Genomic DNA, 24319 nt, shown 5'->3' with positions numbered 1-24319 from the left:
TTTCCCCTCTTTAAGAAGGTAGGTTAACTTCTAAAGTTAAAAGGTTCGGTAGTTTATCATGATAGGCATAAATCATGCCATACACCATGCCAGCAAAACCTACCATTAAATTTGGTGTTTCTGCAGTTTTTCCAATTCCACATTGGTAAACACCATTTTCTTTACTCATAATACTTTCTGCTAACAAGTTTCGAGAAATGTGAATTATCTTTTCATCTTTCATTTTTCTGCCATAGTCTAGTAAAATCATTGAATTCCCAATATCTCCATGACATAAGCTTTGTTCTCTCCCAAATCCATCTACAAAAATGTTACCTAAAGCCTTATCCATATCAGCTTGAGCTTGCTCTGCTACCTGTGGAATCGAAGAGTTACTTAATTCAATCCTACTAAGTAGGATTCCTGGTGCTCCATGACACCACGCCGAAGATGCTACTTCTTCCTGAGGTTTTCTAAGATCTATCCAATTTTCGTTAATACAATAACTGTTTTCAAATTTCAATCCTTCTTTAATCCCCTCTTCTACTTCTTTCTCAGGGCAGTACCGATAGAAGAGATGAAGCGCAAAAATAATACCAGCGTTTCCATGAGAAAATCCTGTGAGGGGAATTCCAGCTACCCCTTTCCAAGTTAGTCCTTGTTCTGTTTTAATAGCTTGACTCAAAAGATGATTTGAACACTTCCTAGCTAAAAGCAACGTCTCGTTGTCGCCGGTCATTTCATAATAACGGATAAGAACAACTAAAGCTCCTGCCGTTCCACTGATAAGATCCAAATCTTTATCTTTCTCAACGAGTTCTGGAATGACCTTCGTTATCATTTTCGCACATGTTTTGTACTGTTCTTTTTTTGTAAATGCGTAAAAGTTAAGAAGAGTATAAACAATAGAAGTAATGCCTGAAAAAGCCCCGATTGATATTTCTGTTCCGTTAGGTAAACTAGACTCAATATTTTCAAACCTTGACATAATATCTTTCATAATGTCTTCTGCCATATCTAAGTAGTTTTCATTATGAGTAGCCTGAAATAAAGCCATATACATCAAGGCCATCCCTGATAAACCTTCATAGAGCATGTCACCCATAACCGAAACATTCCACTGAATTTCATCGACTCCTACTGGTGTTGTATTCATCCAGCTATATGTTCTTTTTCCATTCTCTACTCCTTGATAAGCTTCCTTAGTAATACGCATGGCTAATTGTTCTGCCTTATGAATTAAATAAGCTTTATGGTCCTTTTTTCCTTCGTATTGTGAGGGATTCTTTGAAACAAACTGTTTAATAACTTCTTGACGATCATCCTCTGAAGCGAGCATTGATAACTCAATAATATTTAATTGAAACCTTAAATCTTCATCACTCAAATGTCTTATCTTACTTTTCACAAGGTTACTAGGTGTTTCTTTAAAATAGGAAGGAATCTTTTTTCCTCGTGAATTGAGAAGATTTGTGGAGTTTAGTTCTACCTTAAAATAAGGGATATCATTGTTCATTAAATCACTATGCTCATGTTTGATAAGTGGCACATATTCATCGCTATCTTTTGACTCTTCCCATAGTTTTGCAAGAAAAGCTTCACGATCAATTGAATTGTGTAAAAAACGTGGATGAAAGCTTAGCTCTAAAAGAGAACTATATTTTACCGTTGGTCGTGCAATAAACCGAACATAAGTATTCGCTTCGAATTTTTCAATAATCTCTATGAGCTTATTAGCATGTTCTGTGATTTTTACAAACATTTGTTTAAAGCCTACTTTTAAATCTTCTACATAGTCTTTTGCGTAAATTTGCTTTCCTTTTAAAACAGGATGATTCATAGAAGGATTCATTTCAATGAAGTCCCGTTCAATCTTCATATCATCTGAGTATTGATTAACAATTTGAGGAACTTTCATTACAGATTTCACTTTTCCCCTTCGTCCAATTCCGCTAATGTCTACATTCTTTCCTCCAAAAAAGAACGGAAGAAGACCTAGAGAACGAACAGATGTATTCAATTTTTGCTGAGCTTTAAAATAGGCATCTTCCTTCACTTCTCTTTCATATGGAACATGAAATAAAGATTCAAGATCAATAAGTACAGGCTGAGAACCATGCGCAATTAAATTTTCTGAATGAAAGTCAACAGCATTCAAAGCATATAAAAGCGCAATTTGGTTACCTAAGTTTTGGTAAAAGGTATGAATATCTATGCCGCTCTTACATTCTTCAAAATTGATATATTCAGCCCACCCATAGTTCTCCCGCTCTAGAACTAACGGCGTTTTAATTTTATAAGACTTATCTTTTATCTCTCCATCTAAGAAAGCAATAAGCTCATTATATAAGCAATCAACTTTCATATTTCGTGGCTTGTAGATTATCGTTCCTTGCTCAACAGAAACTTTCGCTACTTTGCGACCATCTGAATGCGCATCCCCGAGTCCTAGCTCAAATGTCATAATTTTATTGCTTTGTAATGATGAAAAAAATTTATTTGTAATTAGTTTATAATCACTGCTATAGCGATTAAGAAATTCCCCTATAAATTTTTTTACTTTTCTTATTTCATTAGCTATAATTCTTAGCAAACTTGGGTATACTGTAAAGAAATGATAAACGTATGTGCTATCTGTTAATAAGACGTCATTATAGTGCTCATATTTCTCTTTCTTGGTCTCACCAACAAGATTTCCCTGTTCTCTTTGAAGATTCAAATCAAAAACAAGCGTTCTGTAGCACACTTTTAAAATATGTTGTTGAAACTGCTTTTCTATGTTATCTAGAAAACTAGTTTCTTCTAGAATATGTGACGTATGTAATAAATATTGAGGCGACGTTTTTGTAAGATTAATAAAATAAGACGCGATTTTTAAAGAAAAAGCATGAAACATCACTCTTTTATCAATTTGGGAAGAATCAATTTTTTGTTTGGATATTCCCTCAGCAACATTCTTAAATACGCTTAGTTTAAAGGTGGATTTAGAAGTTTCTGTTTTGTACAGTTTTTTTATTTGATCTAATGAATCCACTGAAAGTATATGAGAAATGCTTTCTTTTGCTAAATGAAGATCATTTTTATACACAAGAGCAAGATTTCGTTCGAAAAAAGCATCTTCATTTATATCGTTTTTATTGACTTTTTTCTCTTTACTTATTAAGATGTTGGTTAAGTTATTCATTCCGCTCACTCCTTATGTTTGGAAAGAGAGGTACTGGCATACCCCTCTTTTAAATACAGACGTACACTGACCATATTTAAACGCTATAGTGTTTTATGTAGCTACCCCGTTTACAAAACTACTATCGTTTAAAAACGGCCATCCTAGGAGTTACTAGCACCAGCACGTATGAGTAGGACAAATACTGCATTCCCAAGTAATTGTACACTGATGTCCATCGTTACCTTGTGAAATGCCTCTTTGTTCTGCTCCACCACTAATTTCTTTAAGCGCGATTTCTTCTAACTCCTCTTCTAACTTTCCAGCAAATCCATAAAGTCTTTCTTCCACATCTGCCACCTCCTAATAATTTAGAAATTAATGGGTTTTAAATCCATTTCTTTTACCATCAATTTCTATATTTTTATATTAATACAAATTTTCTCAAAATTCAGCGAAAGGTTTCATTCGGAAAACCGCATTCTTTTTGCGTTCTTTACGATGATAGATTGCAATAATCTACATATTGCTGTTCGGTAACGCAAATATAAAAGAGCAAGAACCTTTAAGAGGATTCTTGCTCTTTTATATTTTCAGCTTGTCCTTTGTATTTCACAAACTTCTAACCGTAATTAATGAATGTTTCGTTGCTTTTATAAGAGCTTCGGTACGGGATTTAACACCGAGCTTTTTAAAAATCCCTGTAAGAATATATTCTACTGCACGCTGACTAATTAACAACTCTGAAGATAATTCTCGATTTGTTAGCCCCTCTGCTACTCCTGATAAAATATATTGCTCTCGTTCATTTAGCGTAAGATCTCTTATTAAGGGCTCTTTTACTGGCTCTGTACCTTGTGCAGATGCAATTTCAGTTCTTCGAAGTTGGCGAAACAGTTCAGTAGGAATGACCGTCTCACCTTGTAAAGCTAATTGAATAGAAGCTATAATCTTTTCCTCTGGAGCAGACTTACTGATAAAACCAACAACTCCCGCTTCAACAAGAAGATTAAAATGGGTTCCAATATCGAAGCCCGTATAAATTAAGATTTTTTCGTTTGGATACTTGTCCAAAATTTGTTTCGAAAGCTCTAAGCCGTTTAAAGTTGGCATATACAAATCAATAAGTAGAATATCATAGCAGCATTCTTCAATGGCTGTGAACGTATCTTTACTATCACCTAAAATATCTACTTCCATCTCACCCTTTTTTTCTAAAATAGCTTTTGTACCTTGAGCAACGCCTATATGATCATCAACTAACAGTATGTTTATCATAAATAAGGTCCTCCACTATTGTTTTGGTGTTTCTTTGTATGCTTAATTCAACTTTAATCAACATGCCTTCTCCAATACTAGAAGAGAGATCAAATTTTCCATTTAAACTATGAGTACGCTCTCTAATCGTTTTAATTCCAAAATGCTCTCTTTCGCCCTTATGTTCACTCATATCCATTCCTATACCGTCATCCTCATATAAAAATAAAAGAGTTGAGCCTTTTTTATAAAGTGATAAAACAATAAACTTAGCTTGTGAATGCTTTCTTGCATTATTTAGTAACTCTTGAGCGATTCGGTAAAGATTTACCGTTATCTCTTCACTGATTTGTTCTTCACCTGCTAAGTTATGAAGAAATTCAATTGAACAATTTCCTTTTTCCTGATGCTTAGACACGAGGTTTTGAATACTGCCTACAAGGCCCATCTCTAGTAAAAAAGGGGGGCGAAGTTCATAACAAGTTTCCCTTATTTGTTGGATATTTTCGAGTAGCTTTCCTCTTATTTTCTGTACTTGATGTTGTGTAGGAGCGTCTTTTTCTAATTCTCTAGCTATAAAAATCAGCTCTTGAAGAATAGTATCGTGGATATCTTGTGAAAGTTTAATTCGTTCATTTTCAGACAGAAAGAAAACGAGCTTGCTCAAAAAGGGAGAATGATTAGCTCTTAATTCGTATCCTTCAATTTCTTTAACAAAATCTTTTGTAAGCATAAATGTTTGTAATGTCATACATGTATAAAGAGCCATTCGGTTTAGCCAACCTACATCATAATAACTCAGTTCAATCTTCTTTTTGCCGTGCTTCAAGTAAATGAAAAGAGAGAAAGAGCGATATTTTCCTACTAAAAAAAGATAGCCAGTGGGGATATTTTTTAGCTTTCCAACTTCAAAATACGTATCTGCTAGGTCAATATGCTCCAAGTCTGCTATCACATCATCTTCTGTCTTAAACACTTTCTCTTCTTCATAGTAATGACACACATACACATTTTGAATGTTCAATACACTTGAAATTTCATTTTTAAGAATGTGCATCAAATTTTCCATATTGTTTTCTTTATAACCTTTCTCTAAAAAGCCAAACAAACTCTTTCCATACTTTGATTCTTCCTTGAACAGTGTCTCAACTTGTTTGACTTTCCTTCTAATCATAACCGAATACCAGATAAGAAGAATGGTTCCCGTTAATACAAGCAGCATATAGTTCTGAATCGTTAATATATCTTTAAAGAGAATATAAAGAAAGATATTCATAAGCAAGAATGGGAATATTACAGCTCCCCATTCTTGCAAACTATTTTTAGTAAAATGCTTCATTTTACACCATCCTTCTTCTAAACGGTAAGTAGCCTGGAAAGTTTCTAATTACTAATAAACATATAAACGGCAAATGTAACAACATATAAAGCAAAGAAGCTGAGCATTATTTTCACAGACTTTTGAGAGACCTTAAAAGTGGAACCTCCTAAACCTTCTGTTAATATCTTTCCGATAAAAATAACCGCTGCTATTCCAAGTGATGCAATCGCTATGATAAAAAATAGTTGTTCCATTACAGTTTCCTCCTTTTAATAACTTCTTGTTTTCTTTGAATAAACATATAAACCGATAAAAGCAGCCAAAATATAAGCAGCAAAGATAGCAGATCCTCCAGCCTGAAGGGCAAAATCACTATATCCCATTTCATAATCAAATGTTTGCATACTAATGCGATAAATAAAAGAGAACGGGAACAGTATCGAAACATTTCCACCTAGAAGAATCGTCATCACGAAGAAAGATAAAACTCCCGCAATCGAAACAACCATGATATTTTTTGTGATAGATGCAAGTAAAGCGGCAATAGGAATAACACATAAACTCAAGACTGTAAACAAAACAGAAGTTAGAAACATTGATAATACGTCATTAAAACTTTGTTCATTTTGAAAGATGATCCATAATGTTGCCAAATGTAAAATATGATTCACAATGGAAATACTAAATAAAACAATAAATGTAGCGACAATCTTTGAAAAAATAAGCTGAAAATTTTTAAACGGATAGGACATCCAATTTAGCATCGTTTTATTCTTAAATTCGATATAAAAATAAAACCCTGAAAAGATAAACACAACAGCTGGTAATAAAAAGGCATACTGATTAAAGACAAACATATAATACTTGGTGGCATCATACTGAGTTGCCTTTAAAAACAGCCCTACTGTATTTACAATATAAGGGAAGAAACTTAGTACAAAAACAAAGTAAATGGATTTTAATCTTTTTAATTTCATAAATTCATTACGCACTAATAAATTCATTTTTCTTCTCCTTTGTTATAAGTTTTAAATATAAATCTTCTAAAGAAAGCGTGTAAGCTTCTATTTCCTCTGCTGAATAGCCATTTTGTTTTAATACGACTCGCAATTGATCAGGTGGAAGAGTTGCAATAAACTCGTGAGTATCTCCATTGCTTGTCACTCTATAGTTTGTAATTTGTTCTTCTATGTCTTTATGGAAGGAAATATGCTTAGGCATCTTATATAGGAAAACTTCCTGATCATTTTTCATAAACTGAGATTCGAAAATAACCTCTCCGCCATTCATAATAATGAGTTCATCAGCCATAAGATTAATTTCACTTAAAAGATGGCTTGATACGATAGCTGTTACTCCTTTGTCACGCACTTCTTTTAACAACATCTCTCTAACTTCCTTAATTCCTTGTGGATCAAGTCCATTTGTTGGTTCATCAAGTAATAAAAGACTTGGATTGTGAGCAATTGCTCTTGCAATGCCTAACCTTTGCTTCATTCCAAGCGATGTTTGAGAAAAAAGCTTATCTCTGTGCTCGTAAAGACCTACCGTATTTAAAATCGAATAAATCTCCTGCTTAGACATTTTCTTTTGAACGTATTTTAAATGTAGAACAATGTTTTCATACAGCGTTAAATTATCATAAAATCCTGGGAATTCGATAATGCTACCAATTGAATTTCTTACGTCTTTTTTTGGGTTTTTATATAGGTTAGATTCATTAAATAAAACCTCGCCTGATGTTGGGGGAAATATACCGAGCAGTACTTTTAACAACGTTGTTTTCCCTGCTCCATTTGGTCCTAACAGTCCATAAATCTTTCCTTTTTCAAATGACAAATCAATGTCTTTTAAAATTTGTTTATCTTTTAAAGAAACGTTAATGTGCTCTGCTTTTAAAATATTAACCATCAACTTTTCTCTCCCTTCGCTTTCCTTTTGTTACTTTTAGTATAGACACGCTAATTTAAATTAAGGGTTGATTTCAGTTTAAATTTCGTTTAAATTTCATTCTATTTTCTTACCACAATAAAAAAAGACTGCCTTCTTAGGCAGCCTTCATTCTTCTTTTTGATAAATCTTAAAAGTAGTACCATTCTTCCCACTTGAAATTTCTTGTATTAATCCCATCTGCTTTACCATAATCTCCACAATGGATAGACCAATTCCTGAACCTTTATGATCTGACTTCGCCTGTAAACCAGGACCTTTATCTTCTACAATAAGGTACTCATGTTTATCATCACTTTCAATACGCACAGATACATATTTTCCATTGTTCGCATGTCTCATAATATTTTGAAACAAGTTATCTAAAATACGCTTCATCCACACTTCATCAATGTTCCAAATTAAACTTTTTTCTAGACCAATATCAACTTCAAATCCCTCTTTTTCAAAAATTGGATACCAGGCTGTTAGCGACGAACGAATAATTTTTAATACATCTACCTTTTTCCTGTTCATAGGCATTTTTTGAGCTGTTAACAAATTAAACGAAGATAAGTTATCAATCAAATCCCCAACAAAACTAATCTTGTTATTAATAATTTCAACAGATTGCTTTCCTTGAGGGGACAAATTTTCTCCACTTAAGGTAAACGTATGCCCTCTTATAATCGTAAGTGGTGTTCTTAAATCATGAGAAACGTCTGAAATAAATTTCTTTCGTAGCTCTTCTTCTTGAATTTCTTTTCTCCGGCTTTCTTTTAATTTCTCTACCATTTTATTAAAAGAAAGCTCCACTTGACCTAGCTCATCTTTATTTTTCACTTTAAATCCTTCTGGAATTCCATCTTTCCCTTCCTTTTCCATGTGGTGTTGGATAAAAATAAGACGTCTCTGAATCCCATAAAAGAAAAACCATGAAACAAAAATAAATAAAGCCCATAGGAATAACAACATCAAATACCATACATATACATATTTTTCACGTAAGATTTTCCACTTCGAGCCTACATATTCTTCAGGAATCTCTAGCATTGCGTAACCGTTTCTTGTCCCGTTACCAAGCTCTTCTTTCAACAAAAGATCGTTCCCCTTACTGCCTTTCTCCATAAATTCAATAGTATATGCAATAGACCATTCTGAATTTGGCGTTTGAGAAGAATCAAAGTATACGTCTCCATCGGTACTAATCCAAACAATTCGCGCTTCCTTATATTCTTTTGAGTTATTAAAAAATGATAGAATATCTTTTACGCTTTTTCCCTGTAAATTTTCTATATCATTTTTCCATTTTGCTTCAACTTTCTGAGGCTCATAATGGATATCAACATTATTGCTTGCCACATTCATAAGAAGGGAATAATAAATAAAATTGACTCCAAGGTAGGAAATAGGAAAAAAAAGGATTGACGCTACAATAATAAGTAGATATTTTTTAGAAAGCTTCATTGTCTAATTCGATACCCAATTCCTCGGATCGTTTCCACTATTTCAGGATTATTTGGGTCCTTCTCAATTTTTTGTCGCAAATGTCTTATATGCACCATAAGCGTTTTATCCCCTTCAATGAATGTTCTTTCCCATACCATTTCATAGATTTGTTCTTTCGTTAAAATTTGATTTGGATGACGAAGCAAATAAAAGAAAATTTTAAGCTGTTTTTCTGTTAATAAAATCTCTTCATCTTTCTCAACATTAATAATACGCTTTTCTTTTATATTTACTTTAAGATGATGGATTTCAATGCAGTCTTCACTTACTTTATCAAAACGCCTTAAAAGAATATCAATCCGGGCTGCAAGTTCTTCAGGATGAAATGGTTTAGTAATATAATCATCCGCAAAATTTAACCCTTTTAACTTGTCTTCAATTGAAGTTCGAGCTGTTTGTAACAAAAGAGGAGTTTCGGCATTTCTTTTTTTAATACGCTGTCCAACCGTAAAGCCGTCCAAACCAGGAATCATAATATCTAACAATACCAAGTCTGCTTTCTCTAAGTATTTTTCGTGATCATATGATGATTTTAACCAAATGATTTCAAATCCTTTTGATTCTAAAAATGCTTTTGTAAAAGTACCAATTTCTGTATCGTCTTCTATGTAGAGAATAGTGTTTGCCAATCAGCTTCCCTCTTTCATTGGAATTTTTAATCTAGCTTACTTTTTATCCTTATTCTAACAAATAAAAAGCGGTATATCTCCTTCTTTTCTATAATAAAAAATGATAGTTAAGCTCTATTTCATATCAGTCAATAAAAAGAATAATTTTTGCCTAAGACTTTTTTACAAACTGAGAGAGATGGTATAGTATGTATGTATACTTATTTTACATATAGGAAAAAGGAGATTAATTATGGAAAAGATTCTTATTTTCGGTCATAAAAACCCAGATACAGACACAATTTGCTCAGCTATTGCTTACGCTGAATTAAAAGCAGCTCTAGGCTTTGACGTTGAACCTGTTCGCTTAGGAGAAGTAAACGGAGAAACTCAATTTGCTTTAGACAAATTCAACACTTCAGCACCTCGTCTTGTGGAGACTGTAGCAAACGAAGTAAACAGCGTAATCTTAGTTGACCATAACGAACGTCAACAAAGTGTATCAGATATTAACGATGTTCGTGTTTTAGAAGTTATTGACCATCATCGTATTGCAAACTTTGAAACAACTGATCCGCTTTACTATCGTGCTGAACCTGTTGGTTGTACAGCAACAATTCTAAACAAACTTTATAAAGAACACGGTGTGGAAATTAAAAAAGATACAGCTGGCTTAATGCTTTCAGCTATTATCTCAGACTCTCTTTTATTCAAATCACCAACATGCACTGAACAAGATGTAAAAGCAGCAAAAGAACTTGCATCAATTGCTGAAGTAGATGCAGAAGAGTATGGCTTAGCTATGCTTAAAGCTGGAGCTGACTTAAGCGACAAAACAATTGCAGAACTTATCACATTAGATGCTAAAGAATTCCAAATGGGTGAGCATCGTGTTGAAGTAGCGCAAATCAATGCTGTTGACACAAACGATGTTCTTATCCGTCAAGAAGACTTGAAACATGCTATGTTAGAAACAATCGCAGAAAAAGGCTTAGATCTTTTTGTTCTTGTTGTAACAGATATTCTTAATAGCAACTCAATGGCGCTTGCAATCGGTAAAGAAACAGAAGCTGTTGAAAAAGCGTTTGACGTTTCTCTTGTTGACGACAAAGCTCTTCTAAAAGGTGTTGTATCTCGTAAGAAACAAATCGTTCCACCACTAACTGAAGCTTTATCATAATAAAAATCCTTGGAGGCCTCTCCAAGGATTTTTTCTATTAAACACCTTATTTTCTCACCAGTTAAGTTTCTCTTTGCAGTGCCTAATAAATAACTGAGGATTTTCCTTTACTAAGTAAGAAAACACTCCTTTTGTTGTATGTAAGTAGAGAAAACCATAGCTTTTTGTTGTAATCCGATACGAGACATCAAGAACAGCTTTAATAGCAAACTGCTCCCCTCCTGCTACAATTTTATCTTCGTAAAGTTCAAGCTGATACTCCAACTCCTCATATTCTTGACGATTATGTTTAATCTTTTTTGTAATATGGATATATGGATGTGAACTAATCATTCTCTTCCTCCTCCCTTACTATCATTCCCCTTTCCAACAAAAACACACAGAAGAGAGCACACCCTAACTCCTTATAGTTTTCTTTTTAATAAAAAGGAAGACCTACAGTAAGCATTAAATGATATTTATGAATGCGTAAAATTTTAAACTACTCTCCTTGGTTTAGTAAAAAAATTCACAAATATTATCTTGGGCTTTTTAATTTCCTGAAAACAGCTCATAACATAAAAGCTAACTAAGATTTATAAAAATGTTCTTCTTATAGGTAACACAAAAAAGCTAGGCATTCAATCATTTGATTCAATGTCTAGCTTTTTCTATTATTATATCTTATACGTAACCTTCGCTCTTCTCCATTGCTCAACCGCTCCACTTCCAGCTAAAACGCCAAAAACAATAAGCAGAAATCCAATAAATTGTGTTATATAAAGCGATTCTCCAAGAAAAAGATAAGACGAAATTAACGCAAAAAATGGATTTAAATTAATAAATACGGCAGATTCGCTTGCTCCAATGTGCTGCATTGCATAATTGTATGTCATATGCCCAAAAGCTGTGGCAAGAAGTGCCGAACCTATAAAAACAAGCCAAATTAAATAGTGGTCTGTTTTCATCGTAGCTAATCCTTGTGGCTCAACAGCAAGGCTAACAAAGAATAAACCAGCTGAGCCAACAATCATAAGCCATCCTGTCATAAGACGGGCATCAATATTTGTTGAGGCTTTTTTAATAAGCACAAAACTGATTGCTTGGGATACCGCAGCTAAAAAGATTTGCACATCACCGTACGATGTACTAATTGCTCCGCCATGTCCTGCTACGAGAGCAAAACTCACTCCAAAAAACGCAAAAAGAATTCCAACTACCTTCATTATGCTAAACTTTACTTTTAACAAAAATAAAGATGCAATAGCTGTTAAGATAGGAACAAGGCCTAGAATTAGTCCTCCGTTCATAGCCGTTGTATTTGTTAGACCGACCGATAGAAAATAGTGGTGACCAACAATATTGAACAAACTCACAACACAAATAAAACTAAATTCTCTAAATGTGAGTTTTCGCACCACTCCTTTTACAGAAAGAAAAAGAAGGACAGCTACACCTGCTACAAAAATCCGGAAAGCAGTCATTGTGACAGGCGCAAATTCATTCACTAAAAGCTTGAGCCAAATAATATTTAATCCCCACATTGCCATTACTGCTACAAGAAGTGCATATACCGTTGTTTTCTTCACTTTTTCACCTGATTTCCCCTTATTCACATATCCAATGTTTATTGTAACTCCTTTCCAGCTTTCCTGAAAGAATGAATTTGACGGACAAAATAAAAAGATGGAAAAAGACCTAGTCTTTTTCCATCAGTGGCCAATCATATAAAAGTTAATGATAAAAGCGATACAAATAATATAAAGAAACGGATGAATTTCTCTATAACGACCTGTTAATAATTTTAGAAATGTATAAGAAAGAAAACCAAAAGCAAGTCCGTCCGCAATACTAAACGTAAGAGGCATCATAACAATTGTTAAAAATGCGGGAATAAGCTCTGTGAAATCTTCCATATTAATATTTTTAATATCACTAAGCATAAGCGCTCCAATAATAATAAGCGGAGGTGCTGTTGCAACGGTTGGAATAAACTGAATAAGAGGAGCTAAAAACAGGGTCAGTAAAAATAAAACAGCTACTGTTAACGATTTTAATCCTGTTCGGCCACCTTCCGTAATTCCTGTCGCATTCTCAATATATGTGTTAAGAGCTGTACTTCCAAATAAAGCACTTGCCATCGTACCGATAGAGTCTGCTGTTAACGCCCGATTTAAATTAGGAATCTTTCCATTCTCATCTTCTAATCCTGCTTTACGCGACAGCCCGATGAGTGTTGCTAATGTATCAAAAAGTTCAACAATTGTGAATGAAAACACAATAGAAAAGATACCGTATGCAAATGCTGCTCCAATATCTAGCTTCATAAAAGTCGGCGCAACGCTCGGTAGATGGAGGGTGAACACATCACTTACATGAGTTGGAAGACTTTGCACACCTGTGATCATGGCAAGAAGCGTTGTTAAGATAATCCCTAATATAATGGCACCTTTCATCTTACGCGCCATAAAAACAGCAGATAACAAAACTCCTATTAGCGCAACGATAGGGCCTGGACTTGCTAACTTTCCTAACCCAACAAAGTTAGAATCGTCTCCCACGATAATTCCGGCATTTTTCAATCCAATAAAGGCCACAAAAAGCCCAATCCCAACTGTAATTGAAGACTTTAGCACAGAAGGAATAGCATCAATAATCTTCCCTCTTATCCCTGTTGCGGTGAGGATGAAGAAAATGACCCCTGAAATAAAAACAGCTCCTAGTGCTGTTTCCCATGAAAGTCCTTCTCCGATTACAACGGAATAAGTAAAAAAGGCGCTGAGTCCCATTCCAGGACCTGTAACAACCGGGAAGTTCGCCCAAAGAGCCATGAGAAGAGTACTAAAGGCAATAGCAAAAATTGTAGCTGCTAATGCTGCCTCTTTTGGCATTCCTGTCTCTGATAAAATAAGCGGGATTACAACGATAACATAACTTACAGTCATAAATGTTGTCAGGCCTGCCAACATTTCTTTTTTTACCGTCGTGCCTCGAGCAGATAGCTCAAAAAAACGATCCAAAAAAGCGAAAGAATCATTTGATGACTCTGGCTTTTGCTTTTCCAAATTCTTTCACTCCTTTTTTGCTGAAAGAAAAAAAGAACGGAAATATCCGCTCTGACATTTCATACGTATTGCGTTATATTATAATAAGAAAAAAAGAGATTTACTAGGGAAATAAGAGAAGTCTTTATTTTCAAATATTACACACAGCGTTGTTAGAGAAAGGATATTCTACATGTCATTTTATTCAAGTCCCATTCGCTTACTCATTACACTCATACTTGCTGTTGTTGGAGGTACTATATTTTCATTTTTTCACATTCCACTTTCCTGGATGCTTGGCTCATTAACAGCGACGCTCATCTTCTCACGATTTTCATCTTTTCCACTTCTTTGGCCTGTTCAATTGAGAAATGTAGGGCTTCTTTTGATTGGCTATATGCTTGGTCGCTCGTTTACAAAAGAAACGCTACTTCGTATGATTCATCATCTTCCATCAATGCTTCTTCTAACGATTCTTATTTTAGTATTTAGCAGCATCCTTGCTTATTACGTTTCAAAGGTAACAAATATTAATTTAAAGAGTACTTTAACAGGCAGCATTCCTGGAGGTCTTTCTCAAATGATTGTGCTTGGGGAAGAGTTGAAGGGAATTGATTTAACTGTTGTGACATTCATTCAGGCAACAAGGCTTATGGCCGTTGTTTTCACAGTTCCATTTTTGGCTTCTTTTTTTAGCAATCAAGAACGAACACCAATAAAAAGTATTTTAACTACTTTCTCGCTTCATGATCTCTTTACATACATAGGGCTTCTTTTAATTGGTTTGCTATGTGCTATAGCCGGAAAATATTTTAAACTTCCCACACGCTTCTTACTTGGCCCTATTTTAACAACTGGTATTTTTGTTATTGCAGGCGGGACAGCTCCACATCCCCCTGATCTTATTACGGATGGAGCTCAACTCTTAATGGGTACATATCTTGGACTCATTTTAAAACCAAACAAACTCCCACATAAAGCTCGCTTTAGTTTTTTTGCCATTTGCACAGCTTTTTCACTTATTTTGTTTTCTTTTCTTTCCGGAATGCTTCTTTTTTTATTTTTTGACATTCCTATAACAACTGCTTTCTTAAGTGTTGCGCCTGGAGGAATGGCTGAAATGGCCGTTGTAGCAGAAGAAGTTAAAGCATCACTAGCTGTTGTAACAAGTTTTCAACTGTTTCGCATCTTATTTATTTTATTTCTTATGCCCCCATTTCTAAGGTGGCTCTTTAAACAAGCTTTTTTCAAGCGTTTAGAACAACGGACAGACAAACAAAGAACATAAGTAAAAACCCCGCTTCTTTCCAAGTAGAAGTGGGGCTTTCCCAAAATAACAAAAGATGGGGATTTGGGTGTAGGGAACCTCAGTATGTATACTGAGAGATAAGATAAATCTTCAGGAGACAATCTAATCTTGTTTTTATAATAAAAGAAACTCTCTTTTCTCTCTACTTTTATGTAAGAACTTCTAACATATTTATTCTCTTTTTGTTCCCTCTCCTCTCTTTTTCACTTAATATAATAGAAAATAAATTTCTTCATGTCATTTTCTATAACGTTATATAAACAGAGAAAGTTAATTTTTTTATAAAAATATGAGTAAAAAAGTCATATTCTCCACATACTACCTTTAATACTTTGAATAGAAGGTGAGAAAAGTGAAAAAGATGGTAGTTAAAGTTGCTGCCTCTCTGTTTATTTTGTCATGGACAATGGTTGCTCCTGTTGTATACGAAACAATGTCACATCACACACTAGCAGCAGGAGATATAAAAGGAAAATGGGAAAACACTCAAAGTGGAACAATGATGGAACTAACACCTAGTGGACAACTCCTTCGCTCAGGCGTTAAAGTTGGTAAATATCAAATTGTCAGTGCAACAGAACTTCAGCTTTCAACAGAAGCTGGGGTACGTACTGTTAAGTATGAATTGGAAGGCAACACATTAAAATGGGGTAAGCATTTAGAAGAAACATTTAAACGTGCTCAATAAAAGAGGAAGTGGCTTAAGCCGCTTCCTCTTTTTCTAATAAAATAATTAGCCCCATCATAAGGACAGTTGTCACAATACTTAACGTTACAATAAAGGAAGTTGAAGCAGTAGCAATAGCACTTATATCCTTCACTGAAAAGTAGAAGATTGAAAGAAGAATAATAAAGAATGGCAAAATAAAAAAGGAAACAAGTGGTCTTTTTGATTTGACTCTAATCCAACGATATAAGGTTTCAACGATAACGCTTCCTGTCAGCATAATTAAGCCAAGAAAATAATAAGAAATAGCACTCGGGCTTTTTATGGCATCTTCCACAATTATTGAAAGGAACTTTGCTAATGAAATATGTACAACAATACCAATACTAAAGCCAGCAATGAGCTCCCACCCTTTATATTTCAAGGTTGAAAAGCGATTTATAATTAGTCCAAGAGAAAAATAGATTAAAAACAGAACAACGAACCATATATAATATAAAGAAGGAAGATTTCCGGAAAAAAGCTCGATTAAAAAATTCATTCCCACTTTTAATACTTCAATAAGCACGCTTTCCACTCCTTTAAATTAAGATACGTTATGAAGAATACTTGTGAAACTTACTGTAATTGTCGTTCCTTTCCCAACTTCGCTTTCTACATTAATTTCCGCGCCGTGTAATTGTGTAATTTGTTTAGATATCGCCATCCCAAGACCTGTTCCATAGCCCCGCTCTTCTGTGTTTGTTCCCCGGTAATAGCGTTGAAACAGGTTAATTTTTGTCTCTTCGCTCATTCCTGAACCATTATCTTTCACGCTAATGAAAACATCCTCTTTTGTAGCCAAAATAGACACCCACACATCTGTACCTTTCTCATTATGCTTAATGGCATTTGCAATAATGTTTTCTAACACACGCTGAAATAAAGCTTGATCAATAGAAACATAAATAGACTCTTGATAACTTTCAAAATGAAGGTGTTGGCCATGACTTGGATCATTAATAAACGAAATGACACAGCGCCTTACAAATTCATTTAATTCTACCTGTTCATAGTCAAGTGAGATTTGATCATTTTGAAGTCTGTACGTTAGATTCAAATCATTAATAAGCTCAGACATATACGCTCCTTTTTGTAGAATTGTCCGAGCAAACTTTTGAGTCTCTTCCTTACTCCAATTATACTGCTCATCTGCTACAAGAAGCTGTGCATATCCGTTAATCGAAGCAAGCGGTGTTTTTAAATCGTGAGAAAGCCCTGTAATCCATTCTTCGCGCATCTCGTCAATCCGAAGGCGCATTTCTTTATTATAACGAAGCTTTTCAGTTAAATGGGCAAGAGATGTGTTGACTTCCCTAAAAAGGCGATATGACCTTTTTAACTTTCCATTTTTCTTAAAAGCTTTGCTTTCTTTTCTCTTTGTTAACGGTTCTTCATACTTACCGTAGGCTAAATTATGAAGCCATTCCACCATATGTAGTGTTGGTTTTGTAAGACGCCTTGAATACCAAAGGGCAAAGAGGATCCACATCATTAAAATAATAACGGCTACAAAAATAAAGATGTGTATGGCATATTCTTCAAACGATTGAGCATTGCTATATGGAAATTGAATCTGGGTATCATGCGGGACATTTACAACCCATGTTCTTCCTGTATCTTTATCATAGCGAGAAGAAATGTCTGTTTCATATCTTGCATCATATGTGGCATTAGTTGTTAAATCTTCTAAAGTATATTGATCCTTACTATAAATAGTTTTATTGAAGGAGAATTCCTCTTCTCCATCTTTGCTAAACACTTGAAGAGAGGCATCGTTTTCTCTTAACTCTTTTTTTAACTGTTCTGGAAGTATCAACTCGCCTTCTACAACTTTTCCATCCTGTTTAGCTTTTTCAATCCATTGCTCAGCTTTTGGTTTTTCACCGTAAAGAAGCGTATACTTCTCACTGCTTCCTCGATAAAGAAAAAGTTGATAGTTTGACTCAGTTCTTCTTTCCCATTTATCTGCAAGTTCTGCTGGATTGTAGCGTGTTGGAACATCACTAGGAGTATAAAAAGAGGCTTTTACATGCCCTTTATTATCTAATACTTGGAGCCAGCCTCCATGTTCTTTAATAGCATCTAAATATTTTTGGCTGAATTTTACTTCTCCTTCTCCTTCCTCCATAAAATCTCCCATGTATTCAAGGCCACCTCTAGCAAAATCTCGCTTCATTTCATACTCTCCCATACCAAACCCAAGAAACATAAAAGCACCAAAAGTAACAAGAAGAACTAGTATCATAGAAAGTAACGATTGCCATCCATAATGGAAAATAAACCTTCCTTTTAATTTCATGACAAAGTTCCTTCTGTCATAAGCTTATAGCCAAGTCCTCTTACCGTTACTAGATGTTTTGGCTTACTTGGATTTTCCTCAATTCGTTCCCGAATGCGACGAATATGAACCATTACCGTGTTTTCATCACCTTCAATAATCCGTTCGTTCCATACTTTCTCATAAATTTGCGCTTTGCTAAACACTTGGTTTGGATGCTTACAAAAAAAGAGAAGAAGCTGAAAAACTTGAGCAGGACACTCTATTCTTTGCCCTTTTACTGTAAGCTCTCCTGCTCGTTCACAAAGCACAACATTTCCAAATGAAAACTGTTCTTGCTCACGTGTGACTTCTGCTTCATTTAACCCACGACGTCTTAGCTGTGCTTTAATACGAGCCACCACTTCAAGTGGATTAAATGGTTTTGTAATATAGTCATCTCCTCCAATCGCAAATCCTGTTAATTTATCAAGATCTGACTGACGTGCCGTTAAAAATAAAATAGGGGCATTTGTAAGCTGTCTAATTTGCGGACACAAATCAAATCCAGAGCCATCTGGAAGCATAATATCTAACACAATTAAATCAAACTGTTCTTGCTTACAATATGAAAACGCGTCCTTTACGTTATGAGCTATTTTAATATTTGAAAATCCTTCTTTCTTTAGCACAACACTAAGCATTTCTGTTAAAGCCTTCTCATCATCAACAAGCAATATTTTTTCATTGTTCATCACTAACACTCCTTGGAACATTATTCCTAATAATCCAATCGTAGCATTATCCTAAAAAATTGAGAATTACTTTTTATGACTATTTAACCATAATTAAGGTATTGTTAAGCTAGTAGTTGAAGGCTGGTAATGTTCATACGATATAGTGGAGTTAGAACTTATATAAAGGAGATTAAATATATGAAAAATGCTCTTTCCCCTCTCAGAGGTGCTGAACGAATTTCTTCTGTTGATACAATGAGAGGCTTTGCGCTCTTTGGAATTTTGCTTGTTAATATGCTCATTTTTCAATATGGACTATTTGGTGAATATGAATATATTGAAACATCTCAAGGATTGGAAAAGATTTCAGCCTCCTTCATTAATATTTTTGGTACTGGAAGCTTTGTAACCCTTTTTTCTTTTCTATTTGGATTTGGTGTTATGATTTTAAGAGATCGAAGTCGAGAAAAAAAGCGACGTTTTTGGACCGTTTACTTACGTCGTCTCCTTCTTCTTCTCGCATTTGGACTTTTACATGGAACTTATATTTGGGAAGGCGATATTTTAACATCTTACGCTTTATGTGGCTTTTGTTTATTTTTGTTTCTCTGGTGCAAACCAAAAGTATGGCTTACAATTGCTCTTGTGATTATCGGTTTAATGAGCGCTTTTTCATTTATTCCTGTTGAAGAAGGAAGTGAAGATACTCTTGTAACAAGTCCTTCCTACCTTGCACAAGAAAAAGAGGTATATTCAACAGGCTCTTATAGTGAAGTTGTTCATTTTAGAAACAATAGTATGCCTTTTGAAGATACAAGCGATGGAGAGATGATTGCTTTTGGTTTCTTTAGTGTTCTTGCTTCTCTTCCTATGTTCTTTTTAGGAGCGTATGTTGCAGCTAAAAGGTGGCTACATGAAGCAGATCGCTATGTTTCTCTTTATAAAAAAATGTGGTGGATTTCTCTTCTTATTGGATTTCCATTAAAGATCGTCCCACAATTTATGCAAAATGAAAGTTTAGAAGGTCTTAGTGCTTCATTAGGAGCTCCTCTTGTCGCCATCTTTTATATTTCAAGCATTGCTCTTTTAACCTATAGTAAACGATGGAAAAAACTATCAAATGCGTTAGCTCGAGCTGGAAAACTTTCTCTAACAAACTATCTTTCTCAATCCATCTTCTTCACCTTCCTTTTTTATGGATATGGATTTGGATTATTCGGCAAAGTAGGGGTTACAAGCGGTATCGTATTTACCATTGTTTTCTTTACGATTCAGCTTTTCCTTAGCAAACTGTGGCTCCAGTTCTTCATCATTGGACCTTTGGAATGGATTTGGAGACTTTGGACATATTTGAAGATTCCTAGCATTAGAAAAAAGAAAACAAAGCGGCCTACGCAAATTTCCGCTGGTTTGTAATCTATCTTTCTATTTACAAAAAAGCATCTTTCTTTTATGATGTGTATAAGCGAAAAAACTGTATAGTATAACGCACTAGGGGTGCTAATTAGCTGAGATGTGAACTTTTGTTCCGATCCCTTATAACCCGATCTAGATAATACTAGCGTGGGGAAGTGTAGCAATATACGACTTTTATGTTGATTGACTCTACATTTTTGTCTATGTGACTGCATCTTCCTTAAGATGCAGTTTTTTTGTGTTTATAAACTTTTAGGAGGAAGTAGAAATGAATGAACAGCTTTGCGGAACAAGCAGAATCTATGGATGTCGCTTCTCTCTTTATCCAATGTGCGATAACTTTATTGAAGTGATTAAAACGGTGCTAAGAGAGGTTGATACATCAAAAGTATGGATTAAAACGGATAATGTGAGCACATGTGTACGCGGACGGAATGAACATGTTTTCGATGTTGTAAAAGCTATTTATCTTCACGCAGCTAAAACAGGTGTTCACGTTGTATTGAATGGTTCTTTCTCTGTTGGTTGCCCTGGAGACTCTGAAGGTGATGTTTACTTATCCGAAGATGATGTGCTCTTAAACGAGGAGAAAAGCAAGGATATTTCGATTGAAACAGCTATGCAGTTCGCTCTTTATCCGATGGGGATTTCCCACTACATGGACGTAATTATGGATGGCGTTAAAACAGCAAAAGACGAGGGAGTATTTGTTGCTGGTGTTCACTATGCAACACATCTTGATGGAGATACACACACTATTTTCCGGACAATTAAGGATGCTTTTCTTTCTTCCCAAAAAGAAGCAAGTCACGTTGTGATGACCGTCAACTTATCAGCAAACAGCCCTTCAACAAAAAGAAAGCCTGGTGATGGAAAATGACAAAGAGCTGGAAACTAAAAGAAATTGTCGTAATGTCTGCATTAGCTGTTGTGTTTGCTGTTGTGTACCTTCTTTTCACACAGCTTGGAAATGTGTTGTTCGGAATGTTCGGACTCTTAGGATATGAATTTATTTTCGGAATATGGTTTATTGTTTCAATTATTACAGCATATATCATTAGAAAACCAGGAGCAGCCCTCATTTCAGAAACAATTGCTGCTGCTGTTGAACTGCTGATTGGAAATGCCTCAGGTCCTCGTCTTCTTTTAACAGGAGTTGTGCAAGGAATAGGCCCTGAGCTTGTATTCGCAGCTACTGGTTGGAAACGATACTCACTGCCGATTCTTATGCTAGCTGGTATGGGAGCCTCTGTAACAAGCTTTATCATGGGCTATTTCTTGTCAGGCTACAATGCTCTTGATCCTTCTTATGTTAGTACAATGCTTGCTGTCCGACTTGCCAGCGGAGCTCTTCTTGCTGGTTTACTTGGTAAATGGTTAAGTGATCAACTGGCAAACACAGGGGTTTTAAATGGTTTTGCTCTTGGAAAAGAACGTAAAAAACGGGTGGGAACAAAAAATGATCGAAAATCAACTGCCTCTTAAAGTTAAAAATTTAAGTTTTTCATTTGAAGAAGATGAAGAAAAAAAGCTACAGAATATTTCCTTTTCAGCGTCTAAAGGTGACAGTATTTTTGTATTAGGCCCAAGTGGTGCAGGCAAAAGTACTCTCACGCTTTGTCTTAATGGATTATATCCAGAAGCTGTTGATGGTAGTTTGAAGGGAGAGGTACAGATTTTTGGAAGAGATCTTTCTTCCTTTGAAGCCGGAGAAGCCTGCCAACGCGTAGGGGTAGTATTTCAAAATCCAGATAATCAGTTTTGTATGTTAACGCTTGAAGATGAAGTTGCTTTTGGGCTTGAAAATATTAACTATCCAAAAGAAAACATGGAAGAGCGTATTGATGAAATACTCTCTCTTGTTGGACTTCTTCCTTATAAACAAAGCTCTATTTCAATTCTATCTGGAGGTCAAAAACAAAAGCTAGCACTTGCTTGTGTGCTCGCTCTTCAACCAGACATTCTTATTCTAGATGAACCAACTGCAAATCTTGATCCTGCTTCAACGAAAGAACTTGTTTCACTCGTCTCAACGCTACAGGAGGAATATAAATTTACGCTTTTAGTTATTGAACATAAATTAGATGATTGGGTTCATCTCATAAAGCGCTGTTTAGTTTTTAATAAAGATGGCGAAATGATTCTTGATACTTCGTTAGAAGACTGTTTTAAACATCATTATGAACTTTTGATTGAACACGGGACATGGATTCCACATATTAGTTCTCTTGCCTATACAGGAATTGAACAAGGCTGGTACAAAAAAGGCGCTCTCCCACTTTCAATGGAAGAGTTTCTAAAAGGACTTCAGTCTTCTCCTCCCTTTTTCAATAGGAAGAAAAAGAAAAGAGAAAAAGAAACGCTTATTGATGTTCAAGATGTTTCTTTTTCTTATCAAAAGAAAGAGCCTTTCCTTCTTAACAATCTTTCGTTTAAGATTGGCCGAGGTGAAATCGTAGCTCTTGTTGGAACAAATGGCGCTGGAAAGTCTACGCTCTCCACCTTGCTTTCTCGTTTAAAAAAACCTTCTTCAGGTCAAATTTTATTAGAAAATAAGAATTTAAAAGAATGGGATGAAAAAACACTTCGTCAAAAAACAGGCTATGTTTTTCAAAACCCTGAGCATCAGTTCGTAACAGATAGTGTTTTTGAAGAAGTAGCATTTGGCCTTCGGCTGCAAGGTTTACTAGAAAAAGAGATAACAGAGAAAACGAAACATGTGCTAGAGGCGTTCCGACTTCTGCATGTTAGAGATCAAAATCCCTTTTCACTAAGTCAAGGTCAAAAGCGACGCTTAAGTGTAGCAACAATGCTTGTCGATGAACAATCCTTTTTAATTTTAGATGAGCCAACATTTGGACAAGATGCACAAACAACAAAAGAGCTTCTAACCCTTTTGGATCAGCGTGTTAAGGACGGGACAACAGTGCTTTTAATTACTCATGATATGGAGCTTGTTCACGAAAAAGCTGATCGGGTTCTTGTCTTACATGAAGGAAAGTTGCTTTTTAACGGAAGAACAGAAGTGCTTTGGAGAGAACAAGATTTGCTTCAAAAAGCCAATCTTGACCTCCCGCTTGAAATAAAAGTCCAATGTGCGCTAGAGAAAGATGGTGAACTCCTTGCAACTTGAAGAGATTAATCCTGCTATAAAAGGACTTGTTGTTTTGCTTTCTGTGATTTTTTTATCACTCTTTTTGACAGTGTGGACGCCTTTATTATTTTTTATCCTCACCGTCTTAGCCACATTTGCATTTGGCAAGGTTTCTTTTAAAAGATGGCTCCTTGTTCTGCTTCCTTTTCTGCTTGTGGCTTTTGGCTACTTGTGGACTTCTATCGTTTTTGCAGACGAAGAATTTAAAACAGGGAGCAAGGTTATCGCTCATTTTTGGTTTATTACGGTTACAGAGACAACGCTTCAAAATGGACTTAGCCTCGCTTTAAGAGTGCTTGGTTTTGCCTCCCTCTCACTGTTATTTATTTTTACAACAGATAAAACAGAGTTGATGTTAAGTCTTATGCAGCAATGTAAGCTGCCCCCTAAATTCGCTTACGGTATACTAGCAGGTTATCGCTTTCTACCTCAGATGAAAGATGAGTTTCAAACCATTCAAAATGCTCATCGTATTCGTGGAATTAAACGAGCAACAACGCTTAAAGACCGAATTCATCAGTTGAAGCGTTATATTATTCCTCTTTTAGCAAGCGCTATTCGTAAAGCAGAACGAACAGCACTTGCTATGGAGTCAAAAGGATTTACAGGGGCGAAAGGACGCGTTTTTTATAAAACAACGTCTATCAAAAAGAAGGATGTCATTTTCCTTCTCTCTACTTTCCTCGTGATGGCCATTTGCTATTATGCTCCTAAGCTTTTTCACTTTACGTTTTAACACAAAAAGGAGCGATTTCTCATATGAGAAAT

Annotated in this window: 23 protein-coding genes and 1 riboswitch; of the genes, 8 read left to right on the top strand and 15 right to left on the bottom strand. The window is 35.2% G+C overall.

What is annotated here, in order from left to right:
• Positions 1 to 10: 10 nt before the first annotated feature.
• The 9 genes from ACK3CR_RS06580 to ACK3CR_RS06540 all read right to left on the bottom strand — a co-directional run bounded on the left by ACK3CR_RS06580 (position 11) and on the right by ACK3CR_RS06540 (position 9787).
• Positions 11 to 3163 carry a type 2 lanthipeptide synthetase LanM family protein gene (locus ACK3CR_RS06580; protein WP_488975076.1) on the bottom strand — a complete coding sequence of 1051 codons (3153 nt, stop codon included), beginning with the start codon at positions 3161 to 3163 and terminating at the stop codon, positions 11 to 13.
• A gap of 153 nt (positions 3164 to 3316) precedes the next feature.
• On the bottom strand, positions 3317 to 3493 hold the full coding sequence (locus ACK3CR_RS06575) for a hypothetical protein (protein WP_074842839.1): 177 nt from the start codon (positions 3491 to 3493) through the stop codon (positions 3317 to 3319).
• Positions 3494 to 3754: 261 nt separating this feature from the next.
• Positions 3755 to 4420, bottom strand: a complete 666-nt coding sequence (locus ACK3CR_RS06570; RefSeq protein WP_243514183.1) for a response regulator — start codon at positions 4418 to 4420, stop codon at positions 3755 to 3757.
• Positions 4398 to 5738, bottom strand: coding sequence for a sensor histidine kinase (locus ACK3CR_RS06565; RefSeq protein WP_488975075.1), 1341 nt, complete (start codon positions 5736 to 5738; stop codon positions 4398 to 4400). The genes ACK3CR_RS06570 and ACK3CR_RS06565 overlap by 23 nt, the downstream gene beginning before the upstream one ends.
• A 44-nt stretch (positions 5739 to 5782) precedes the next feature.
• Complete coding sequence (locus ACK3CR_RS06560; RefSeq protein ID WP_243514188.1) at positions 5783 to 5974, bottom strand: hypothetical protein; 192 nt, start codon at positions 5972 to 5974, stop codon at positions 5783 to 5785.
• Positions 5975 to 5989: 15 nt separating this feature from the next.
• Positions 5990 to 6724: an ABC transporter permease gene (locus tag ACK3CR_RS06555; RefSeq protein WP_040057099.1), complete on the bottom strand. Its 735-nt coding sequence runs from the start codon at positions 6722 to 6724 to the stop codon at positions 5990 to 5992.
• Positions 6705 to 7631, bottom strand: coding sequence for an ABC transporter ATP-binding protein (locus ACK3CR_RS06550; RefSeq protein WP_243514192.1), 927 nt, complete (start codon positions 7629 to 7631; stop codon positions 6705 to 6707). The genes ACK3CR_RS06555 and ACK3CR_RS06550 overlap by 20 nt, the downstream gene beginning before the upstream one ends.
• 147 nt (positions 7632 to 7778) lie before the next feature.
• Positions 7779 to 9116, bottom strand: a complete 1338-nt coding sequence (locus ACK3CR_RS06545) for a HAMP domain-containing sensor histidine kinase (RefSeq protein WP_488975073.1) — start codon at positions 9114 to 9116, stop codon at positions 7779 to 7781.
• The gene (locus ACK3CR_RS06540) at positions 9113 to 9787 is read right to left on the bottom strand and encodes a response regulator transcription factor (RefSeq protein ID WP_243514198.1); all 675 of its coding nucleotides are present in this window, start codon (positions 9785 to 9787) and stop codon (positions 9113 to 9115) included. The genes ACK3CR_RS06545 and ACK3CR_RS06540 overlap by 4 nt, the downstream gene beginning before the upstream one ends.
• A gap of 232 nt (positions 9788 to 10019) precedes the next feature.
• Here ACK3CR_RS06540 and ACK3CR_RS06535 point away from each other — a divergent pair, with 232 nt between their 5' ends.
• Entirely contained in the window at positions 10020 to 10946 is a 927-nt protein-coding gene (locus ACK3CR_RS06535; RefSeq protein WP_328123022.1) for a manganese-dependent inorganic pyrophosphatase, read from the top strand.
• A gap of 54 nt (positions 10947 to 11000) precedes the next feature.
• Here the strand turns inward: ACK3CR_RS06535 and ACK3CR_RS06530 are convergent, their stop codons facing one another.
• From ACK3CR_RS06530 to ACK3CR_RS06520, 3 genes are all read right to left on the bottom strand, one after another.
• Positions 11001 to 11279, bottom strand: coding sequence for a hypothetical protein (locus ACK3CR_RS06530; RefSeq protein ID WP_243514204.1), 279 nt, complete (start codon positions 11277 to 11279; stop codon positions 11001 to 11003).
• A 323-nt stretch (positions 11280 to 11602) separates the two neighbouring features.
• On the bottom strand, positions 11603 to 12514 hold the full coding sequence (locus ACK3CR_RS06525) for a DMT family transporter (RefSeq protein ID WP_243514207.1): 912 nt from the start codon (positions 12512 to 12514) through the stop codon (positions 11603 to 11605).
• Between the two features lie 123 nt (positions 12515 to 12637).
• A complete protein-coding gene (locus ACK3CR_RS06520) occupies positions 12638 to 13990 on the bottom strand; it encodes an NCS2 family permease (protein ID WP_243514210.1) in 1353 nt (450 codons plus the stop codon).
• Positions 13991 to 14162: 172 nt separating this feature from the next.
• Between ACK3CR_RS06520 and ACK3CR_RS06515 the strand changes: the two genes are divergently transcribed.
• Positions 14163 to 15257: an AbrB family transcriptional regulator gene (locus ACK3CR_RS06515; RefSeq protein WP_243514213.1), complete on the top strand. Its 1095-nt coding sequence runs from the start codon at positions 14163 to 14165 to the stop codon at positions 15255 to 15257.
• Positions 15258 to 15630: 373 nt separating this feature from the next.
• On the top strand, positions 15631 to 15966 hold the full coding sequence (locus tag ACK3CR_RS06510) for a hypothetical protein (protein WP_430239588.1): 336 nt from the start codon (positions 15631 to 15633) through the stop codon (positions 15964 to 15966).
• Between the two features lie 13 nt (positions 15967 to 15979).
• On the opposite strand, the gene ACK3CR_RS06505 is transcribed toward ACK3CR_RS06510, so the two are convergent.
• Genes ACK3CR_RS06505 through ACK3CR_RS06495 form a run of 3 tightly spaced genes read right to left on the bottom strand, consistent with a single transcriptional unit; the run spans position 15980 to position 18999 of the window.
• On the bottom strand, positions 15980 to 16513 hold the full coding sequence (locus tag ACK3CR_RS06505) for a DUF5823 family protein (protein ID WP_488975072.1): 534 nt from the start codon (positions 16511 to 16513) through the stop codon (positions 15980 to 15982).
• An 18-nt stretch (positions 16514 to 16531) separates the two neighbouring features.
• Entirely contained in the window at positions 16532 to 18286 is a 1755-nt protein-coding gene (locus tag ACK3CR_RS06500; protein WP_328123026.1) for a sensor histidine kinase, read from the bottom strand.
• On the bottom strand, positions 18283 to 18999 hold the full coding sequence (locus ACK3CR_RS06495; protein WP_410914246.1) for a response regulator transcription factor: 717 nt from the start codon (positions 18997 to 18999) through the stop codon (positions 18283 to 18285). Before ACK3CR_RS06495 ends, ACK3CR_RS06500 begins: the two co-directional genes overlap by 4 nt.
• Positions 19000 to 19179: 180 nt before the next feature.
• On the opposite strand from ACK3CR_RS06495, the gene ACK3CR_RS06490 reads away from it, so the two are divergent.
• The 5 genes from ACK3CR_RS06490 to ACK3CR_RS06470 all read left to right on the top strand — a co-directional run bounded on the left by ACK3CR_RS06490 (position 19180) and on the right by ACK3CR_RS06470 (position 24287).
• Positions 19180 to 20397, top strand: a complete 1218-nt coding sequence (locus tag ACK3CR_RS06490) for a DUF418 domain-containing protein (RefSeq protein WP_488975071.1) — start codon at positions 19180 to 19182, stop codon at positions 20395 to 20397.
• A gap of 67 nt (positions 20398 to 20464) precedes the next feature.
• Positions 20465 to 20568: riboswitch (TPP riboswitch) on the top strand.
• 97 nt (positions 20569 to 20665) lie between these two features.
• Complete coding sequence (locus tag ACK3CR_RS06485; protein WP_243514229.1) at positions 20666 to 21277, top strand: Ykof family thiamine-binding protein; 612 nt, start codon at positions 20666 to 20668, stop codon at positions 21275 to 21277.
• Positions 21274 to 21882, top strand: a complete 609-nt coding sequence (locus ACK3CR_RS06480; protein WP_243514232.1) for an ECF transporter S component — start codon at positions 21274 to 21276, stop codon at positions 21880 to 21882. The genes ACK3CR_RS06485 and ACK3CR_RS06480 overlap by 4 nt, the downstream gene beginning before the upstream one ends.
• A complete protein-coding gene (locus tag ACK3CR_RS06475; RefSeq protein ID WP_243514235.1) occupies positions 21857 to 23530 on the top strand; it encodes an ABC transporter ATP-binding protein in 1674 nt (557 codons plus the stop codon). Before ACK3CR_RS06480 ends, ACK3CR_RS06475 begins: the two co-directional genes overlap by 26 nt.
• Complete coding sequence (locus ACK3CR_RS06470; RefSeq protein ID WP_328123027.1) at positions 23520 to 24287, top strand: energy-coupling factor transporter transmembrane component T family protein; 768 nt, start codon at positions 23520 to 23522, stop codon at positions 24285 to 24287. Before ACK3CR_RS06475 ends, ACK3CR_RS06470 begins: the two co-directional genes overlap by 11 nt.
• The last annotated feature ends 32 nt before the right edge of the window (positions 24288 to 24319 follow it).

It is taken from the genome of Priestia sp. TRM10 (assembly GCF_057808375.1).
The sequence above is the reverse complement of the archived record's forward strand: the minus strand, read 5'-3'. Positions and strand labels throughout refer to the sequence as shown.

Bases quoted from the DNA above. Each gene is read 5' to 3' on its own strand.
- ACK3CR_RS06580 (WP_488975076.1), bottom strand. From the start codon at position 3,163: ATGAATAACTTAACCAACATCTTAATAAGTAAAGAGAAAAAAGTCAAT.
- ACK3CR_RS06570 (WP_243514183.1), bottom strand. From the start codon at position 4,420: ATGATAAACATACTGTTAGTTGATGATCATATAGGCGTTGCTCAAGGT.
- ACK3CR_RS06565 (WP_488975075.1), bottom strand. From the start codon at position 5,738: ATGAAGCATTTTACTAAAAATAGTTTGCAAGAATGGGGAGCTGTAATA.
- ACK3CR_RS06560 (WP_243514188.1), bottom strand. From the start codon at position 5,974: ATGGAACAACTATTTTTTATCATAGCGATTGCATCACTTGGAATAGCA.
- ACK3CR_RS06555 (WP_040057099.1), bottom strand. From the start codon at position 6,724: ATGAATTTATTAGTGCGTAATGAATTTATGAAATTAAAAAGATTAAAA.
- ACK3CR_RS06550 (WP_243514192.1), bottom strand. From the start codon at position 7,631: ATGGTTAATATTTTAAAAGCAGAGCACATTAACGTTTCTTTAAAAGAT.
- ACK3CR_RS06545 (WP_488975073.1), bottom strand. From the start codon at position 9,116: ATGAAGCTTTCTAAAAAATATCTACTTATTATTGTAGCGTCAATCCTT.
- ACK3CR_RS06535 (WP_328123022.1), top strand. From the start codon at position 10,020: ATGGAAAAGATTCTTATTTTCGGTCATAAAAACCCAGATACAGACACA.
- ACK3CR_RS06530 (WP_243514204.1), bottom strand. From the start codon at position 11,279: ATGATTAGTTCACATCCATATATCCATATTACAAAAAAGATTAAACAT.
- ACK3CR_RS06515 (WP_243514213.1), top strand. From the start codon at position 14,163: ATGTCATTTTATTCAAGTCCCATTCGCTTACTCATTACACTCATACTT.
- ACK3CR_RS06500 (WP_328123026.1), bottom strand. From the start codon at position 18,286: ATGAAATTAAAAGGAAGGTTTATTTTCCATTATGGATGGCAATCGTTA.
- ACK3CR_RS06495 (WP_410914246.1), bottom strand. From the start codon at position 18,999: ATGAACAATGAAAAAATATTGCTTGTTGATGATGAGAAGGCTTTAACA.
- ACK3CR_RS06490 (WP_488975071.1), top strand. From the start codon at position 19,180: ATGAAAAATGCTCTTTCCCCTCTCAGAGGTGCTGAACGAATTTCTTCT.
- ACK3CR_RS06485 (WP_243514229.1), top strand. From the start codon at position 20,666: ATGAATGAACAGCTTTGCGGAACAAGCAGAATCTATGGATGTCGCTTC.
- ACK3CR_RS06480 (WP_243514232.1), top strand. From the start codon at position 21,274: ATGACAAAGAGCTGGAAACTAAAAGAAATTGTCGTAATGTCTGCATTA.
- ACK3CR_RS06475 (WP_243514235.1), top strand. From the start codon at position 21,857: ATGATCGAAAATCAACTGCCTCTTAAAGTTAAAAATTTAAGTTTTTCA.